15 protein-coding genes are annotated in these 17,292 nt (G+C 72.6%); 6 read left to right on the top strand and 9 right to left on the bottom strand.

Annotated elements, in window-relative coordinates:
• Positions 1 to 27 precede the first annotated feature (27 nt).
• The 3 genes from ACFWY5_RS36540 to ACFWY5_RS36530 are packed head-to-tail and all read right to left on the bottom strand — an operon-like array spanning position 28 to position 3,191.
• Positions 28 to 1,095, bottom strand: coding sequence for an acyltransferase family protein (locus ACFWY5_RS36540; protein WP_379637449.1), 1,068 nt, complete (start codon positions 1,093 to 1,095; stop codon positions 28 to 30).
• Positions 1,092 to 1,703: a TetR/AcrR family transcriptional regulator gene (locus ACFWY5_RS36535; RefSeq protein WP_379619796.1), complete on the bottom strand. Its 612-nt coding sequence runs from the start codon at positions 1,701 to 1,703 to the stop codon at positions 1,092 to 1,094. Before ACFWY5_RS36535 ends, ACFWY5_RS36540 begins: the two co-directional genes overlap by 4 nt.
• A gap of 9 nt (positions 1,704 to 1,712) precedes the next feature.
• A complete protein-coding gene (locus ACFWY5_RS36530; protein WP_379637447.1) occupies positions 1,713 to 3,191 on the bottom strand; it encodes an MFS transporter in 1,479 nt (492 codons plus the stop codon).
• A 123-nt stretch (positions 3,192 to 3,314) separates the two neighbouring features.
• On the opposite strand from ACFWY5_RS36530, the gene ACFWY5_RS36525 reads away from it, so the two are divergent.
• Positions 3,315 to 4,091 (top strand): TetR/AcrR family transcriptional regulator, encoded by a 777-nt coding sequence (locus ACFWY5_RS36525; RefSeq protein WP_379637445.1) that lies wholly within the window; start codon positions 3,315 to 3,317, stop codon positions 4,089 to 4,091.
• Here ACFWY5_RS36525 and ACFWY5_RS36520 read toward each other — a convergent pair.
• The 6 genes from ACFWY5_RS36520 to meaB form a co-directional block, all read right to left on the bottom strand.
• The gene (locus ACFWY5_RS36520) at positions 4,088 to 5,032 is read right to left on the bottom strand and encodes an acyltransferase domain-containing protein (protein WP_379619802.1); all 945 of its coding nucleotides are present in this window, start codon (positions 5,030 to 5,032) and stop codon (positions 4,088 to 4,090) included. The genes ACFWY5_RS36525 and ACFWY5_RS36520 overlap by 4 nt on opposite strands.
• 6 nt (positions 5,033 to 5,038) lie before the next feature.
• Positions 5,039 to 7,126, bottom strand: coding sequence for a CehA/McbA family metallohydrolase (locus ACFWY5_RS36515; RefSeq protein ID WP_379637443.1), 2,088 nt, complete (start codon positions 7,124 to 7,126; stop codon positions 5,039 to 5,041).
• A 107-nt stretch (positions 7,127 to 7,233) separates the two neighbouring features.
• Entirely contained in the window at positions 7,234 to 7,578 is a 345-nt protein-coding gene (locus tag ACFWY5_RS36510) for a hypothetical protein (RefSeq protein WP_379617286.1), read from the bottom strand.
• Positions 7,572 to 8,000: an acyl-CoA thioesterase gene (locus tag ACFWY5_RS36505; protein ID WP_379637441.1), complete on the bottom strand. Its 429-nt coding sequence runs from the start codon at positions 7,998 to 8,000 to the stop codon at positions 7,572 to 7,574. Before ACFWY5_RS36505 ends, ACFWY5_RS36510 begins: the two co-directional genes overlap by 7 nt.
• Before the next feature lie 2 nt (positions 8,001 to 8,002).
• Complete coding sequence (locus ACFWY5_RS36500; protein WP_379617290.1) at positions 8,003 to 8,632, bottom strand: TetR/AcrR family transcriptional regulator; 630 nt, start codon at positions 8,630 to 8,632, stop codon at positions 8,003 to 8,005.
• A 396-nt stretch (positions 8,633 to 9,028) separates the two neighbouring features.
• Positions 9,029 to 9,988 carry a methylmalonyl Co-A mutase-associated GTPase MeaB gene (gene meaB, locus ACFWY5_RS36495; protein WP_379637439.1) on the bottom strand — a complete coding sequence of 320 codons (960 nt, stop codon included), beginning with the start codon at positions 9,986 to 9,988 and terminating at the stop codon, positions 9,029 to 9,031.
• A gap of 618 nt (positions 9,989 to 10,606) precedes the next feature.
• On the opposite strand from meaB, the gene ACFWY5_RS36490 reads away from it, so the two are divergent.
• The 5 genes from ACFWY5_RS36490 to ACFWY5_RS36470 all read left to right on the top strand — a co-directional run bounded on the left by ACFWY5_RS36490 (position 10,607) and on the right by ACFWY5_RS36470 (position 17,115).
• Positions 10,607 to 11,995, top strand: a complete 1,389-nt coding sequence (locus tag ACFWY5_RS36490) for a serine/threonine-protein kinase (RefSeq protein WP_379617294.1) — start codon at positions 10,607 to 10,609, stop codon at positions 11,993 to 11,995.
• Positions 11,996 to 13,630, top strand: coding sequence for a serine/threonine protein kinase (locus ACFWY5_RS36485; RefSeq protein WP_379637437.1), 1,635 nt, complete (start codon positions 11,996 to 11,998; stop codon positions 13,628 to 13,630).
• Positions 13,630 to 15,141, top strand: coding sequence for a serine/threonine protein kinase (locus ACFWY5_RS36480; protein WP_379637435.1), 1,512 nt, complete (start codon positions 13,630 to 13,632; stop codon positions 15,139 to 15,141). The genes ACFWY5_RS36485 and ACFWY5_RS36480 overlap by 1 nt, the downstream gene beginning before the upstream one ends.
• A complete protein-coding gene (locus ACFWY5_RS36475) occupies positions 15,142 to 16,581 on the top strand; it encodes a protein kinase (protein ID WP_379637433.1) in 1,440 nt (479 codons plus the stop codon).
• Positions 16,582 to 16,647: 66 nt separating this feature from the next.
• On the top strand, positions 16,648 to 17,115 hold the full coding sequence (locus ACFWY5_RS36470; RefSeq protein ID WP_379637431.1) for a GNAT family N-acetyltransferase: 468 nt from the start codon (positions 16,648 to 16,650) through the stop codon (positions 17,113 to 17,115).
• Positions 17,116 to 17,292: the final 177 nt, after the last annotated feature.

Here is a 17,292-nt window from a genome sequence, read left to right as displayed (position 1 = left end):
CGCCCGGCCGCACGGGGTTCCCGCCGCTCAGAGAATCCGCCGGGCGCCGGGGATCGAGCGCACCAGGTAGCCCAGCCCCCAGCAGATCGGCAGCGCCAGCGCCGCCACGAGCGCGAACTTGGCGATGGCCGGCGCCGCCAGCCCGGACAGCAGGGTGCTGATGCCGACGAGCACGAGCGGGTGGATGATGTAGACGGTGAACGCCTGGTCGGCCAGAAACCTGCCGAACGGGCCCTGCCGGTCGAAGCGTTCGCGGAACCAGACGCTGAGCGCGATGACCATCGAGACCGCGAACACCGACTCCCACGCCGCCGTGCCGAGCTGGGCGGCCCAGCCCGAGGTCCACATCCCGGCCGGCAGCAGCACCGCCGAGGCGATACCGGCGGCGATGAACCCGTACTTAGCCGCCGACCTGGGCAGCGTCTCGAACCAGCCGCGCCGCTGGGCGATCAGGCCCAGGACGTACATGGAGGCGTACTGGGGCAGGTAGGAGGGCGTCGGCAGGCCGGCGACCGGCCAGTACTGCCCCACGGGCACCAGGAACCGCCAGGCGAAGACGGCCAGCGTCAGCCCGGTCACGAACAGCGCGATCGCGCGGAAGGTCAGCATGCCGCGCCGTTCCTCGATCTGCCGCCCGGAGCGGCGCCACAGCACGTAGAGGCCGGTCAGGACCAGCAGGACCTCCACGAACCACATCGGTCCCGGGTCCCACGAGCCGATGTAGAAGTGCCAGTACGGCATGGAGCCGTCGTAGACCCCGGCCAGCGCGACGGGCCGCAGGAACAGCAGGTAGGCCAGCAGCGGGATGCCGAGCCGCTTCAGCCGGTCGCGCATGAACGGTCCCGGGCCCTTGCGGTCGTAGGAGCGCGGGGTGAAGAAGCCGGAGATGAGGAAGAAGAACCCCATGAAGAACGCCTGGTTGAACATGACCAGGAGGTCCAGGGCGAGGCCGGTGCCGTCCCGCGCCTTGTCGAAGACGTACCAGGCGGGGATGTTGCCGTAGGTGACGGCGACGTGGTGGACGACGACGAGCGCGGTCAGCACGACGCGCAGGTTGTCGACGGCCACCAGCCTCGTGCGGGTCTCGGTCTTCACTTGACGGCCCTTTCGAGGAGGTCGGCCAGCTCGCGCGCGTGGGCGTCGAGGTCGTGGCCGGGGATGACCACCCAGTAGGTGAACATGGCGTCGACGGCGGCGGAGTGGGTGACCGCCATGACGCGCCGGTCGAAGGCGCGGAACTCGCCCGTGTCCTGGCCGAGCTTGTAGACCAGCTCCAGGGCCTGGTAGATCTCCTCGTTGGTCTGGGGGCCGTAGCGGGCTCCGCCGTCCGGGCCGCGCAGGTTGTGGAAGATCTCGCCGATGGCCTTCAGCCGGGTGCGGTTGCCGCGCATGTGCTCGGCGACCGCCAGGACGTGGGTGCGCAGCAGCTCGGTGGCGGACTTCTCGCCCTCCATCTTCGCCAGCACGTACTCGGCGATCTGCGCGTAGACCTGCTCGACGACCTCCTCCATCAGCTCGTCCTTGCCGGCGAAGTGGTAGGAGATGACGCCTTTGCTGATGCCGGCGTGCTTGGCGATGTTCGCCAGGGACGCGCCCGCCCACCCCGCCTCGGCCAGGACCTCGATGGCCGAGGCGATGATCTGCGTCCGCCTGGCCTCTTCGATGAACGATCGTTGGCCGGTCGGCTTATTTTCTGACCGCATGGCCAGAATTTAGCACAGTCGGCCAGAACGTGCGCGCAGGACGAGGACGCCCATGGTCAGCATGACGACGGCTCCGGCCAGCGCCGCCGTACGCATGCCGTCCACGTAGGCGGCGCGGGCCGCGGCGGCGAGTGCCGTACCGGCGTCGAGGGCGAGGGCGCCGCCCAGCGTCTCCCTGGCCACCGCCGCCTGCCCGCCGGGCACCTCCGGCGGCATGGACGCGGCGAGCGCCGCGCGATAGACGGCCATGCCGATGCTCCCGAGTACGGCCGCGCCGAGCGCCTGCCCGAACTCCGTGGCCGACTCGAACAGGCCGGAGGCCGATCCGGCCTTCTCCGGCGGCGCCGTGGAGACGACCAGGCCGGAGGCGAGCGCCTGGACCGATCCGATGCCCCAGCCCAGCAGGATCTGCCCGCCGAACAGCAGCGGCAGGTCCGCCTCGGTGCCCAGCCCCGCGATCAGCAGGAACCCGGCCGCCCCGCAGACCATCCCCGACCCCATGACGTGGCCGGGCCGCAGCCACCGGGTGAGGCCCGTCCCGAGCACCGATCCGGCGGCCGAGCTGACGGCGGCCGGCACGATCATGAGCCCGGCGGCGATCGGCCGCATGCCGAGCACCGACATCAGGTACTGGGTGAGGAAGTAGAACGTCCCGACCAGCGCGAAGACCGCGAGCGTGGCGGCGGCCAGGGACAGGCCGAAGCCGGGCCGCCGGAAGAGCGTCAGATCGAGCATCGGGTCCGCCTGGGCGCGCTGCCTGCGCAGGAACAGCGCGGCGAACACCGGCCCGGCCGCGGCGGCGGCCCACATGGCCGCGGAGAAGTCCTGCCCGGCGGCCTTCTTCACCGCGTACACCAGGGGCAGCGCGGCCAGCAGGACGAGCACCCCGCCGGCCGGGTCGAACCGGCCGGGAGCGGGATCGCGGTACTCCGGCAGCAACGGGCCGAGCACCAGTAGCACGAGCATGATCGGCACGTTGATCAGGAAGACCGATCCCCACCAGAAGTGCTCCAGCAGCCACCCTCCGGCGACCGGCCCGGCCACGCTGCCGAGCGTGAAGACCGCGGCCCAGACGGCGATCGCCATCCGCAACTGCCGCGGGTCGGCGAACAGGACCCGGATGAGCGCGAGCGTGGGCGGCATCAGCGTGGCCGCGGCGGCGCCCTGCAGGCCGCGGGCGAGGATGAGCAGGTCGGCGCTGGGCGCGAACGCCGCCGCCGCGGAGGCCACGCCGAAGGCCACCGCGCCCAGCAGGAGCAGCCGCCTGCGGCCGATCCTGTCGCCCAGATGGCCCATCGGGATGAGCAGCCCGGCCAGCAGGAACGCGTAGACGTCCACGATCCACAACTGCTGCGTGCCGCTCGGCTCCAGCTCCGCGGTCAGCGCCGGCAGCGCGAAGAACAGCACGGTCACCGTGACCGAGATGAGCAGGACGGGCAGCATGAGGATCGCCAGCCCCGCCCATTCCCGCGGGCCCGCCTTTTTCATCGTGCCTCCTTACGATGTACGTAACTCCCTTCCTATCGGCTATTTACTGGGAAGTGATATCATTTCGTCACAGAAAAAGGGTGTGATGAAATGGCGAAATGCGCGCGGTGCGGAAAGGAACTCGTGCTTCCCGAGCGGGGCCGCAGACCCCTGTACTGCTCGCGCTCCTGCCAGGCCCGCGCCTACCGGGCACGCCGGTCCGTGGTCGTGGCGCCGGTGCGGGAGCAGCGCGGCGAGGCGGGCCTGTCCAGGGAGCTGATCGTGCGCACCGCCGTGCGGATCGCCGGCGCCGACGGCCTGGAGAGCCTGTCCATGCGGCACGTGGCGAGCGCGCTCGGCGTCAAGGTGATGTCGCTGTACAACTACTTCGCCGGCAAGGACGAGCTGATCGACCTCATGGTCGAGGCCGTCTTCGCCGACGGCCTGGACTCCGGGCCCCCGGTCACGGGAGGCTGGCGGCCCGAGTTGGAGGCCGCGGCCCGGTGGGAGTGGGAGCTCTACGCCGCGCACCCGTGGCTGCTGGAGGTGATCGCCACCGTCCGGCCGCCGCTCGTCCCGAGCCTGCTGGCCCGCTTCGAGCGCGGGCTCGGCGCCTTCGACGGCCTGGGCCTGGACCCGGTGACCACCCACCGCCTCTACCTGGGCATCAGCGGGCTCGTGCAGGGGCTCGCGCTGCTACGGGTGAGCGAGGTCACCGCGGACCGGCGGGGCGGGATCTCGCTCAGCCAGTGGCGCGCGGTGACCGTGCCCGCCGTCTACGAGGAACTGGGCACCGACCGCTACCCGCGCCAGAGCGCGCTGCGCGACAGCCCGGACGTCCTGGCCGACCTGGAGGAGATCTTCGCGGTCAACCTCAGGATCATGCTGGACGGCCTGACCGCCTTCGTGGAGACCGCCTAGAGGGGCAGCCAGCCGGCGCGGCCGTACCAGGTGCCGCCGGCGGCGAGGTGGTCGGCGATCGCGCGCTCCAGGCTGGTACGCCGCGGCAGCGGGTCGGCCTTGGCGTCGGCGCCGAAGACGAAGTCCATCATCCCGCTGGTCTCGAAGCGGTGCAGCAGCCGGAAGCGGCGCTGGAAGGACATGATGTTCGAGCTCGCCGGGAGGTACTGGGCGAACTGGTCGTCCAGCAGCCACGAGCTGCAGGTCACCACCGGGTAGTCCTCGTCGGGAAAGTGCTTGGGGAAGAAGGCGCGCGCCCGCTCCAGGGAGTCGGCGCAGGCCGAGGGCGGAAACGGCCCGCAGAAGTCGGGGATGTGCAGCCCCAGCGTCCGGCCGTGCTCGCCCACCGGCACCCCGGCCGCGCGCACCGCCTCCAGGGTCCTGCCGCCCATCCGGTCGCGGGCGAACTGCAGCCGCCCCAGCTGGTAGAGGATCCCCCGCACGTGCGCCATGTACCAGAACGGCGCGTGCAGCCCCGGCCGGCCGTGCCGCTTGCGGTGCACGGCCATGTTGCGGCCGATGTCGGCGAGCGTCTCGTGCGACACCTCCTCGGAGATGCCGCGCGCGCGATGGAACTCCCGCGTGTACGGCAGCGCCGCCATGAACACGTGCACGTAGAAGTACGGCCCCAGCTCGGGCAGATCGGGGAAGAAGGGCGGGTCGTCGAGCACGTCGATGGTGGAGACCAGGGAGTGCGCGCAGCGTTCGAGCAGCCACCACTGCGGCGTGCCCGGCTCCGGCGCACTCGTCATCACCCCGGCGACGTCCTCGTGCGGGACCGTCAGCCGCATCAGCTCGCCGAGCAGGTCGCCGGGCGCGGGCGGGCGGGCCTCGAAGCCGCCCAGCGACTCGAGGTGGGCGAGCCACTCGGGGTGCTCGCGCAGAAGGTTCTTGATGTCCATCGGCGATCAGCCTAGCCGGGTTCTGTACACTCCCCTGGCCCGTTCGATCAGCTCCAGATGGTCCTCCAGCTGGCCCGGCGCGTCCAGCCTGGCGTGGGTTCTGACCAGGTCCTCCAGCAGGTCCAGCCAGTCCAGGCACCAGCGCACGTCGGAGCCGCGCGCCACCTGCCTGCCGCCGACGTCCACGTGCACGGGGCTGGTCAGGGCGTACCCGGTGGCGGTCAGCGTGCGCGGGTGCGGCTCGCACAGGGCCTCTGCCAGCACGTAGGTGGGCTCGCCGACGTCGAGTTCGACGGTGACGGTCAGCGCGTCGTCGCCGCCGCCGAGCCGTCCGGCGCCCGCGCGCACCCCGTCGGCGGTGCGGATGCGCACCGCCGACACCTCGGGGCCGATCGCGGTCGCGGTGACCGACAGCCGCCCGCCCGGCTCCGCGTCGATGGTCGCGCCCGGCCCGTGGCCGTCCACCGACAGCTCCAGCCACGGACCGGTCGTGGCGAACGTACGGCGGGCCCGCACGGCCGCGGCGAACGACTCCGCGGTGAGCGCCCCGTCCACGCGGGCGTAGACGCGGCCCCAGCCGGGCGGGTTCGACTGGTTGTCGGAACGGGTGAAGGAGATCATCGTGTCGGTTCCGGCGGTGACGGCCAGCCGGTTCCCCGCGCCCAGCAGGCGGCGGTAGACGGCCGCGGTGGCCGGGATGGAGGCGTGAGTGAGCACGTCCAGGCTGTCGACCAGGCCGAGCGCGGCGTCGGCGACGAGCGCGCTGGCCGAGCAGTCACGCGCCACCGGCCCGAACAACGCCTTCGCCGGATCGTCGTCGCGCACCGGCTGGCCGAACGGGTGGCTGTAGCCGAGCAGCGCCCCGAGCCGCCGCAACCCGGCCAGGGCGGCGGCGTTCGGCGGCCAGTCGGGCGCACCGTCGAAGCCGGTGTGCAGGCTGCCCGGCTCGGCGGTCAGGCCGAAGGCGTAGGCGTGGCCGAGCAGGTCGTTGCGGTATTCGGCGCCCATCCTGGCGATGTGCGTGGCGTCGGACCAGGGCAGGTCGCGGCCGATCCAGTGCGCGAGGGCCTCGCGGTCGTACACGCGGGCGCCGGAGACGTTGCCCGCCAGCAGGTTCAGGACGTGCAGGTCCTCGCCGTGCTGGGCGGCCGCGGCGTCGGCGGGGGCGGCGATGAGGTCACCGGCCCAGTTGAGGTGGGTGTGCAGGTCGCCGCCGTACCATCCGCGGGCGGCGGCGTGGTAGATGCGGTGCGGCGCGAGCCGTACCTGGTGGTCGTGGCCCGGACGGGGGGTGAGCTCCGTGCGGACCTGGTCGTACTCCATGCCGCGGGTGGCGGTGATCGTCAGGGGCTCGGCGGGGACGTCGAGGGTGAGGTCGTCGCCGTGGAAGTAGGGGCGGCCGTGGAAGTCGTGGCGGTGCGGGGCGCCCGTGGGGAACCAGCCCTGGCCACCGACGCCGGTGACACTCCAGCGGCAGGGGTACGGCGAGCGGAGCCGCACCCTGGCCAGCTCGGCGACTCTGAACAGGGGTGTCGTGTCCACCGGGGTGCCGTCGACGGTGACCTGGGTGGTGGGGGTGATCTCGGTCAGCCAAGCACCTTGAGGCGATATTTCGCGACATAAGCTGCCGATGCGGACAGTTGTCGGATCGGGGACCGGATCGGGGCTCTGATCGGAGCCCTGATCGAGATGCCGCGAGTCCACCAGCAGCGGGACGCGGGCGTCGTCGCCGGGGCGCAGGATCACGTGCGGGGTGCCGTCGAGTACCGGGCCCCCGGGGGTGAGGCGGAGGGCGGCGGCGTGGGCGGGGAGTTCGCCGTCCAGGGTGTCGCGCAGGATCTCGTCGTAGTCCGGCTCGGCCAGGCGGGCGCCGAGGCCCTCCAGCGGCTCGCCGGGGTGGCGGGCGGCCAGGCGGCCGAAGGCGACCCGCCAGAAACGGCCCTGGAACTCGGGCGGGAGCACCCTCCGGCGGGCGAAGAGCTTGACGTAGTGGATCTCCGGTTCGCCCCAGGTGATGCCGTGCTCGCCGAGCAGCCCGCCGTACTCTCGCAGGGCACCCGCGACCGGTTCGGGCAGCATCGGGTCATCACACATGTGCGGTCTCCCCGTCGTCGACTGCGCGCCATCGTGGCACACGCCGCACCTCTGGGTAGCCGCCCGTGCGGAAACGAGTAGCGATATTTCACCCGGCGATGGATAGTTCACCCACCGGGGACACCGATGCTCTCCCACGTCCTGGTCGTCAGCGTGCCCTTGCCCCGGTAGGCGCGGACAATGTCGGCGTGCGCGCGCAGCCGTACGAACCGGTCGAGATCTGCGCCCTCCCGCCACACCGACACCGATCCGATACGGCGCCGCAGCGGGTCCGCCCAGAGCCGCAACGCCACGGCGCCCTCCAGCTCCGGCCACAACCTGCTCAGCCGCCAACCGGCCCAGCACGCGCGCGGCAGATCGACGGCGCGGTTGAGCTGGAAGGCGGTCTCGCTGACCACCACGGCGGTGTCGCCGGGCACATGGGGTCCGGGCAGCCAGCGGGTGCTCAGCATGCGGCGGGTTCGCGCATCAGGACGGCCGCCGCCTCGCGGATCTCCGGGGAGAACGGTGTGGGCCGCAGGGTGGTGGAGTCGAGGTTGACGTTCACGCGGTGGCCTTCGGCGTGGACCACCGTCCTGTCGGCGGACAGGACGCGGAAGCCGTACACGCCGGAGGTCCTTCCCATGCGCTCCAGCCAGAACTCCACGAGCACGTCGCCCGTGCCCATCACGGGCGTGTTGTACACGATCTTGAACTCGCGCACGACCATGTAGAAGTCCTTGAACTTCGACAGCGCCGGGTCGAACCGCCAGCCCGCCTCGGTCCAGAAGGCGGACACGGCGCGCTCGACGAGCAGGGCGTAGCGGGAGTTGTGCAGCAGGCCCATGGCGTCGAGGTCGTCGAAGTGCACCTGAACGGGCTTGAACTGGGTCACGGTCAATCCTCCGGAAGGAGCGAGGGGTCGGTGGCGAGTTCGCGCAACCGCTGCAGGACGGCGGCGCGGGAGTAGGAGTAGGCCTCGGCCGGATCGATCAGCCGGGCGTGGACGACGGTCGCCTCACCCAGGGCGTTGATCTCGAACGCGAGGCGGCCCGGATCGGTGTCGTCGCCGAGTTCGCCCAGGGTGACGGCTTCCTCGACCATCGCGCGTACGGCCTTGAGCCAGTCGGCCATCGCCTTGGCCACCCGGTCGCGCACCTTCCCCGGACGGTCGTCGAACTCGGCCTGGGCGACGAAGAAGAAGCAGCCTCCCGGGAGGACGCCGTCCTCATAGAAGCGCAGGCGGGCCTCGTGCATCGCGAACAGGCGGCGTACACCGGCGGGGGCGCGCATGGCGGGGCGGACGATGTGGTCCACCCACTGGCGAGCGGCCCAGTCGACGGCGTCCAGCTGGAGTTGTTCCTTGTCACGCCAGTGAGCGAAGAAGCCCGACTTGCTCATGCCGGACTCTTCGGCCAGCCGCCCCAGGGTGAGGCCGCTGAGCCCGTCCACGGAGGCGAGGGCGACGGTGCGCTCGAGAATCGCCTCCCTGCTCCGCTGCCCACGCAACCTGCGTCCATCGGTCATGGGTCCGACTATATACGAACGACCGGTCGTTTTGTTTTATGAGTTCCAAGCACACATCAGACTCCATGGCGGCACACGTGAAGCGGCGCTTGTGAAAGCGTCTCGCGCACGGCGGCACACCCGGAGCGGGAGCCCTGGAGCGGGGAGCAGCCGCACGGTGGGCAGGCGGCACACGCACGGGCGGGCAGGCGGCGCGCTTGGACGCCCCAGGAGTGCAGGCGGCTGCGCATGGGCCCCGCGTGAGGGCAGGCAGCGCGCGCGAGGGCTGCAGCGCGTAGGGCATGCCACGCGCGCGAGGGCTGCGGCGCGTGAGGGCAGGTGGTGCGTGTGGGTTTCTGGGCGCTTTGGGGTGGGGACTGGTGGGGCGGCTAAGGCGGGGTGGCTACGGCGGGGTGGTCAGCGGCGTTTGAAGGCGGCCAGGAGGCGGTCGGCGGCCAGGGCGGGGGTGAGTTCGCCGGCCAGTACCTCGCGCTCGACCTCCTTGGTGAGCGCGGCCACCTCGGGGTCGCCGTGCAACTCGGCCAGCAGGCGGTCCTGGACCAGTGTCCATGTCCACCGGACCTGCTGGGCGCGTCGCCTGGCCGCCACGTCCACCCGTTCCCGGTGGGCGCCGATCTGGTGCCACAGTTCCTCCAGCCCGGCGCCGGTCAGGCCGCTGCAGGTGAGCACCGGAGGCGGCGGCCCCTCCGAGCGCAGCATGCGCAACGCACCGGCCAGTTCCCTGGCCGCCTTGCGCGCCGCCAGCTCGTGTTCCCCGTCGGCCTTGTTCACGGCGATCACGTCGGCCAGCTCCAGCACCCCTTTCTTGATGCCCTGGAGCTGGTCCCCGGTACGCGCCAGGCTCAGCAGCAGAAAGCTGTCCACCATGTCCGCGACGGCGGTCTCCGACTGGCCGACGCCGACGGTCTCGACGAGCACCACGTCGTACCCGGCGGCCTCCACCACGACCATGGCCTCCCGGGTCGCCTTGGTCACTCCCCCGAGCGTCCCCGAGGTGGGGGAAGGCCGGATGTAGGCATGCGGGTCAGCCGCCAGCCGCCCCATCCGCGTCTTGTCCCCCAGAATGCTGCCGCCCGTCCGGGTGGAGGAGGGATCAACGGCCAGCACCGCCACCCGATGCCCCAGCCCGGTGAGCAAAGTCCCGAACCCATCAATGAACGTAGATTTTCCCACCCCCGGCACCCCGGACACCCCGACCCGCCACGTCCGCCCGGCGAGCGGCGTGAGCGCGACCAGCACATCCTGCGCCAAGCGCGCATGGTCGCTCTTCGTGGACTCCACCAGCGTGATCGCCCGCCCGATCCAGGTCCGGGACCCGGCCTTCACACCCTCGACATAGTCCTCGACCGACCGCATGCCCCCGATCGTACGTTTCCCCGCCCTCACCCACCCAGCCCCCCACACCCCACCACCCCCACAAGAGCACACCGCACTTCGGCGGACGCCCCACGGGCACACCCCCTGCGGGCTCGGCTCCGCAGAGCACGGGGTGAACCGCCCTCCAGCCTCGCGGGCACACCGCTCTCCGGGGCGCGGCCCTACGCGGGCGCCTCTGTGGGGGCGGGTGTGCGGAGGCGGCTCTGCGGAGGCGGCTGCGTGAGGGCGGTCGGCTTTGTGGGGATCGGGCCCTACGCGGGTGCCTTTGTGGGGGTCGGGCTACGCGGGTGCCTTTGTGGGGGCGGCCTTTGTGGGGGCGGGCTGCGTGGGGGCGGGCTGCGTGGGGGCGGGCGACCCTACGGGGCGGCCCTACGGAGGCGGTGCGGGCCGGGGCTGGTCTTGCGGGGCGCGATCGGGTCCTGCCCTTTCGGGGCTTCAGGGGGAGGGCTGCTGGCCGGGTGGCGCGGGATGCTTGGGGGTTTGGGCTGGTGGTGGGGGGTGTTTACGTGTTTATCGGACTAAGTTCCGACAAATCGTGTCTCTACGCGCTAGGGTCTCTGGAGATTCATCTCAGCCGTCACAGGAGTCACTCCCCTCATGCCGCACGTCGAACCGTTGCGCGAGGGCGATCCGGCGGTGGTGGGACCCTACCGCCTGGTCGGGCGGCTCGGCGCCGGCAGTCAGGGCGTGGTCTATCTGGGCCAGGCCAGGAACGGCGTGCCGGTCGCGGTCAAGGTGCTGCGCGAAGGCCGGACAGGGGACGACCGCCTCGCCGAGCAGATCGCCGCCGCCCGCCGCGTGGAACCACTCGGCGTGGCACAGGTGCTGGACGCCTCGTTCGCCGGCCGGCCGTACATCGTGAGTGAGTATGTGGACGGGCCGCCCCTGCAGCGGGCGGGACGGCATACCGGCGCCGAGCTCCAGCGGCTGGCCAACGCGACCGCGACCGCGCTGGCGGCGATCCACCAGGCGGGCGTGGTTCATCGGGACTTCAAGCCGGCCAACGTGCTGCTCGGGCCGGGCGGGCCGCGGGTGGTCGACTTCGGGCTGGCCGGTGACGACCACACGCCGAGCGCGGGCGGGGTGGCGGGGACGCCCGCCTACATGGCCCCCGAGCAGTTGTCGGGGCAGAGCGCCGGGGCCGCCGCGGATGTGTTCTCGTGGGCGGGGACGGTGGTGTTCGCCGCGACGGGCAGGCCGCCGTTCGGCGACGGCGCGCTGCCCGAGGTGATCAACCGGATCCTGCACGAGGAGCCCGAACTGGGCGACCTGCCGCAGCCGCTGCGCGCGATCGTGCAGGGCTGCCTGGCCAAGGATCCCGGGCTCCGCCCCGCCATGCGGCAGGTCGTCCTGCAACTGCTGGGCGGTGAGCAGCCGCTCCCGGCCGCGAAGGCGGGCCGCTCGCCCGCCCGTCGCGGGGTACGGCGGGCGCTGATCGCCGGCGTGTCCGGGGTGATGGTGCTGGCCCTGTCCGGGGCGATCGTCTGGCTCACCTCCGACCCGCGCCGCGACACCGGTCCCGTGGTCACGACGGTGACGCCGGCCTCGGCGTCCTCCTCCAGCCCGAAGCCGGCCAAGACCCGCGCCCGCCACCCACGCGCATCCGGCACGCCCTCCCCGGGCGCCTCCACCACGTCCTCCCCCAGCGCCTCCTCCACGCGGGACGTCGGCACGATCCGGGTCCTGTACGTACGCGCCCAAGGCGTCAGAACCGCCCAGACCCGCGACTGCCAGGTGGGCGACACCGTGATCAGCGGCCTCGTCGAGGGAACCCGCTGGCCGGTGCGCTTCCGCTACGCCTGGATCGTGGACGGGCAGGTGGCGCGGCGCGGCACGGCGTACATCACCGAGGCGCGCACCCGCGCCGTCGTCCCGCCGCCCGCCATCACGCTGCCCGGACGGCACACCGTGACCCTGCGCGTCACCTCGCCGGTGACGGCCCGCGAGTCGATCGCGGTCGAGGTGTGCCCGGTGGGGACGGAGTAGATGGGCACGCTCGCGCCACTCGGTCCCGACGACCCCGCCGCCATCGGTCCCTACCGACTGGTCGGCAGGCTCGGCGAGGGCGGCCAGGGCGTCGTGTACCTGGGGCAGAGCGGCAACGGTCCCCCGGTCGCGGTGAAGGTGCTGCGCGACGGGCTGGGCGGCGACGACCGCTTCGCCAAGGAGATCGCGGCGGCGCGCCGCGTGGAACCGTTCTGCATCGCCCAGGTCCTCGACGCCTCTCTCGGCGACGCTCCGGGCCCCGGCCGGCGGCACCGTCCGGGGCAGGGCGTTCCCGCTCGGGGGTACGGCAGGCCGTACATCGTGACCGAGTACGTGGAAGGGCCGTCGCTGCACGAGGCGGGGCGGCACAGCGGCGCGGACCTGCAGCGGCTCGCGGTCGCGACGGCCACCGCGCTGGCGGCGATCCACGAGGCCGGCGTGGTGCACCGCGACTTCAAGCCGGCCAACGTGCTGCTCGGGCCGGGCGGGCCGCGGGTCATCGACTTCGGCATCGCCCGCGCGACCGACGCGGCGGCCACCGCGACCAGCGGGATCGTGGGCACGCCCGCCTACATGGCGCCCGAGCAGCTGGCCGGGCACGACGTGGGCCCGGCGGCGGATGTGTTCGCGTGGGCGTCGGTGATCGTGTTCGCCGCGACGGGCACGCCGCCGTTCGGCAGCGACACGCTGCCCGCGATCATCAACCGCATCCTGCACAACGAGCCCCAGCTCGGCGAGCTGCCCCGGCAGTTGCGCGGCGTCGTCTACGACTGCCTGGCCAAGGACCCCGCCGCGCGCCCGCCGATGCGCGCGGTCCTGTTACGCCTCCTCGGCGGCGACCAGCGCCCCGGCCCTGATGTCCCGGATCAGGCACGGGGACACGCGGGTCCGGCGTGGGAGCGTGCCCAGGGTGGGCCGGTCACCGATCCCGGCGCGCGTCGCGACCAGGCCACCGATCGGGTACGGCGCAACAAGCCGGTCAGGGCCGCGCTCGTGGTGCCGCTGGCCGTGGCCGGGTCCGTCGTGGTGGCCGGTGGCCTGGTGTCGGGGCTGACCTGGCTCGGCGGCGGCTCCGGGCTGTGGGCGGCCGCCGCGCCGTACACCTCGACCCCCACCGCGAACGGCGGCGAGACCCCGCGCCCCGCCAAGACCACCCGCAAGCCCACCCCCAGGAAGACCCCGAAGCAGACCCCCAAGCCGAAGCCGTCGGGCGAGCGCACCACCCAGAGCCCCACCCCGACGCGGGAACGCGCGACGCCCGAACGCACCACCCCCACCCCCGTGCGCACCACGAAGAAGCCCGCACCGGCCGCGGCCAGAGTCCGGGTCCTCGGCATCGACCTGCACGGCGGCCCCGGCCAGGACCATACGGCGAGCTGCTACATGCCGCCGGTCGGGTTCTCCGGCTCGCTGGAGTCGAGCAGGTCGGAGGTGTGGATCAGCTACGCGTGGGTGGTCGACGGGCAGGTCAAGCACCGCAACCGCACCTGGGTGTCGAAGGGTGAGTTCACCGCTCCGGCCCTGGCGCACCAGTACATGCTCAAGACCGGCGGGCACAACGTCACCCTCAAGGTCACCGCGCCGGGCAGCGCGGCCAGGTCGATGCCGTTCAGCGTCTGCTCGATGGAGGACTAGTGACACCGCCGAGCGTGGGGCCGTACCGCATCGTCAGGAAGCTCGGCGAGGGCGGCCAGGGCGTGGTGTATCTGGGCGTGGCGCCGGACGGCACCCCGGTCGCGGTCAAGGTGCTGCGCGAGGGCGGCTTCGAGCGGGAGATCGCGGCGGCGCGCCGGGTGGAGCCGTTCTGCATCGCGCAGGTGCTTGACGCGTCGGCGAGCGGCACGCCGTACATCGTGACCGAGTACGTGGACGGGCCCTCGCTGGCGGAGGCGGGCCGCCACGGCGGCGCCGATCTCGACCGCCTCGCCGTCGCCACCGCCACCGCGCTCGCGGCCATCCACCGCGCGGGCGTGGTGCACCGCGACTTCAAGCCCGGCAACGTCCTGCTCGGCCGCGACGGGCCCCGCGTCATCGACTTCGGCATCGCCCGCGCGGGCACCTCCCTGACCGTCACCAGCAGTGTCGTCGGCACCCCCGCCTACATGGCCCCCGAGCAACTGGCCGGCGCGGGCGTCGGGCCCGCCACCGACGTGTTCGCGTGGGCGTCGGTGATCGTGTTCGCCGCGACGGGCACGCCGCCGTTCGGCGACGACACGCTGCCCGCGATCATCAACCGCATCCTGCACAACGAACCCCAGTTCGGCGACCTGCCCGAGCATCTGCGCGCGGTGGTCTACGCGTGCCTCGCCAAGGACCCGGCCGCCCGCCCGTCCATGGAGGAGGTCCTGCTCCGCCTGCTCGGCGGCCCAACCGGCAGAGGTACGGCAGGCCGCCCCGCACCCACGACCGTCCCGGCAGACGTCGGCCCGAGACGGCGGATCCGGGTGCCGGTGCTGGCGGGGGCGGCGGTGGCCACCGCGCTGGTGCTGAGCGCGGGAACCGCCGTCGTGTGGAAGGTCACCCTGGCCGGACAGCCCAGTACGCTGGCCCTCCAGCCCGGCACGGCGGAGGCGTCGAAGAAGGGCGGCCAGGGCAGGTCCCGCACCGGCGACCGCCCGGCCACCGGCCGACCGGGCGACGGACGCGCCGGCAAGACCAGGAAACCCGGCGACGGCCCGGCCCGCGCGAGCACACCGGCCACCAAGACCACCAGACCGACGCCCACCCGCACCCAGATACGCCCCACCGCGACCCGCACCCCGGTACGCCCGAGCCCCACCAGGGCCACCCCCACCCGAACCCCCACCAAGCGCCCCACCCCCACCAAGGCCGCCCGATTCACCGTGGCCTACGTACGCTCCCAAGGCGCCTCCAAGATCAAGGACGAGGGCACCTGCTACGTGGGCTCCATGAACTTCGGCGCCGGGATCGACTCCACCGTCCCCGGCGCCCGGTACTCCTTCCAGTGGATCGTGGACGGCGAGGTCATCGAGACCGGCTCCGGCAAGCTCCCGGACGGCAGCCGCAGCGACTACGTCTTCTCCAAACGCCAGATCTCCCTGTCCGACGGCCCCCACACCGCCGCGTACAGGGTGGTCGGCGGCGGCTCCGCGTCCGTGTCGTTCAAGATGTGCGCGACGTCGTAGATGCGCCCGCTCCGTCCCGACGACCCGCGGACCATCGGCGCCTACCGGCTGACCGGGCGCCTCGGCGAGGGCGGCCAGGGCGTGGTCTACCTCGGGCAGGCGCCGGACGGCGCCAAGGTCGCGGTCAAGGTGCTGCGCGAGGGCGGGGACGGCCTGGCCAGGGAGGTGGCGGCGCTGCGGCGGGTGGAGCCGTTCTGCGTGGCGCAGGTGCTGGACGCCTCGACCGGCGGCCGGCCGTACATCGTGACCGAGTACGTGGAGGGGCCGTCCCTGGCAGAGGCCGGGCGGCACGGCGGGGCGGGGCTGCAACGTCTGGCCGTGGCCACCGCCACCGCGCTCGCGGCCATCCACCGCGCGGGCGTGGTGCACCGCGACTTCAAGCCCGGCAACGTCCTGCTCGGCCGGGACGGACCCCGCGTGATCGACTTCGGCATCGCCCGTTCCGGCGCCTCCCTGACGATGACCAGCAGTATCGTCGGCACCCCCGCCTACATGGCCCCCGAGCAACTGGCCGGCGCGGGGATCGGTCCCGCGACCGACGTGTTCGCGTGGGCCGGCGTCATGGTGTACGCCGCCACGGGCAGCCCGCCGTTCGGCAACGACTCGCTGCCCGCGGTCATCACCAGGATCCAGCACGCCGACCCGGACCTCGGCGACCTCACCGGCCCCCTGCGCCCGATCGTCACCCGCTGCCTGGCCAAGGACCCCGCCGCCCGCCCGGCGATGCAGGAGGTCCTGCTCCAGCTCATCGGCGCGCCCTCTGAAGCGGGGCCGCGAGCGGGCTCCCAGGCGCCCCGCGCCTCCGGCGGGGATGGCAGGAGGCGGGCGCTGCTGGTGGCCGGGGCGGCGGCGGGAGCGGTGGTGGTGACCTCGGGGCTGGTCACGGCGCTGGTCACCGGCATCTCCTGGCCGGTCGCGCAGGCGCCGCTCGGGCTGCCGTCCGTGGGCACGCCTCCGCCGAGCAGCGCGGGCCCGGCCAAGCCGACGGCGAAGAAGTCAGGCAGGCCGTCCCGGACGCCGAAGCCGGCCGCGAGCCGTACCCGGGAGACTCCCGACACCAAGCCCACGGCGGACGAGCAGCCCACCACGGACGAGCCTACGCAGAAGCCCACCACGTCCAAACCGGCCGCGCCCAGCGGGCGGGTGGGGTCGGTGAGCCTGCGCTCGGAGGGGCTGCGGACCGGCGACTGCTATCGGCAGTCGAACATCGCCGCCACCGTGAGCGCGGGCAAGAAGACGCCGTTCACCTACCGGTGGATCCTGGACGGCCGCGACATGGGCAAGGCCGCGGCGACGGCGCCGACGAAGCTGGTGCTCGGGTACGCGCACATCCGGTCGGACGGGGCGCACACGGTGCAGTTCCGGGTGCTGTCGCCCAACGCCATGACGCGGACGTTCACCTTCAGCACCTGCGACGGCGCCCCCTGGCCCGAGGAGTAGTGGTCGGGCGGTAAGGACCGCGAGTGGCCATGCCCCACCTGCGACTTTGTCCGTAGATTTCGGTACATGGTCACTGTGGAGAAGTTGCTGCCCTCGGATCGCGACGTCTGGGAGGAACTGTTCCGCGGCTACATCGCCTTCTACGGGCGCGCCGAGCCGCAGAGCATGTACGACAGGGCATGGCAGGAGTTCCAGTCCGGCACCCGGCTGCACGCGCTCGGCGCCCGGCTCGGCGGACGGCTGGTGGGCATCACCCACTTCCTCGTCCACGGCAGCACCTCGGCTCCCGACACCGACCTCTGCTACCTGCAGGACCTCTTCACCGCCCCGGACGTACGCGGCAAGGGCGCGGGAAGGGCCCTGATCGCCGCGGTCACCGAGTGGGCCGAGGCCAACGGCTGCGCCCGCGTCTACTGGCACACCCAGGAGGGCAACACCACGGCCCGCCGCCTGTACGACAAGGTCGCCGTCAACCCGGGCTTCGTCAAGTACCAGATCGACCTTCCCGGAGGCACCCGCCCTCCGGGAAGGTGAGACGGACGATCTGTCGCTATCGGGAGCCTCTGCCCCAGCCGACACCGTACGCCGCCGGAGCCTCGGACTGATCGTGCAACGGCATGGACACCACACGTCCTTCCAGTCAGAGCTGTCAGACTGGATTCAACTGCGGCTCGCATGCGCGACACTTGCGCCTCACTTGTCCGGGGGCTC

It is taken from the genome of Nonomuraea sp. NPDC059007 (assembly GCF_042740555.1).
Lineage (GTDB): Bacteria > Actinomycetota > Actinomycetes > Streptosporangiales > Streptosporangiaceae > Nonomuraea.
The sequence above is the reverse complement of the archived record's forward strand: the minus strand, read 5'-3'. Positions and strand labels throughout refer to the sequence as shown.

Excerpts from the sequence above, each read along its gene's own strand:
- ACFWY5_RS36485 (WP_379637437.1), top strand. The coding sequence starts at position 11,996 with ATGGGCACGCTCGCGCCACTCGGTCCCGACGACCCCGCCGCCATCGGT.
- ACFWY5_RS36470 (WP_379637431.1), top strand. The coding sequence starts at position 16,648 with ATGGTCACTGTGGAGAAGTTGCTGCCCTCGGATCGCGACGTCTGGGAG.
- ACFWY5_RS36475 (WP_379637433.1), top strand. The coding sequence starts at position 15,142 with ATGCGCCCGCTCCGTCCCGACGACCCGCGGACCATCGGCGCCTACCGG.
- ACFWY5_RS36535 (WP_379619796.1), bottom strand. The coding sequence starts at position 1,703 with ATGCGGTCAGAAAATAAGCCGACCGGCCAACGATCGTTCATCGAAGAG.
- meaB (WP_379637439.1), bottom strand. The coding sequence starts at position 9,988 with ATGCGGTCGGTCGAGGACTATGTCGAGGGTGTGAAGGCCGGGTCCCGG.
- ACFWY5_RS36520 (WP_379619802.1), bottom strand. The coding sequence starts at position 5,032 with ATGGACATCAAGAACCTTCTGCGCGAGCACCCCGAGTGGCTCGCCCAC.
- ACFWY5_RS36500 (WP_379617290.1), bottom strand. The coding sequence starts at position 8,632 with ATGACCGATGGACGCAGGTTGCGTGGGCAGCGGAGCAGGGAGGCGATT.
- ACFWY5_RS36515 (WP_379637443.1), bottom strand. The coding sequence starts at position 7,126 with ATGTGTGATGACCCGATGCTGCCCGAACCGGTCGCGGGTGCCCTGCGA.
- ACFWY5_RS36510 (WP_379617286.1), bottom strand. The coding sequence starts at position 7,578 with ATGCTGAGCACCCGCTGGCTGCCCGGACCCCATGTGCCCGGCGACACC.
- ACFWY5_RS36530 (WP_379637447.1), bottom strand. The coding sequence starts at position 3,191 with ATGAAAAAGGCGGGCCCGCGGGAATGGGCGGGGCTGGCGATCCTCATG.
- ACFWY5_RS36490 (WP_379617294.1), top strand. The coding sequence starts at position 10,607 with ATGCCGCACGTCGAACCGTTGCGCGAGGGCGATCCGGCGGTGGTGGGA.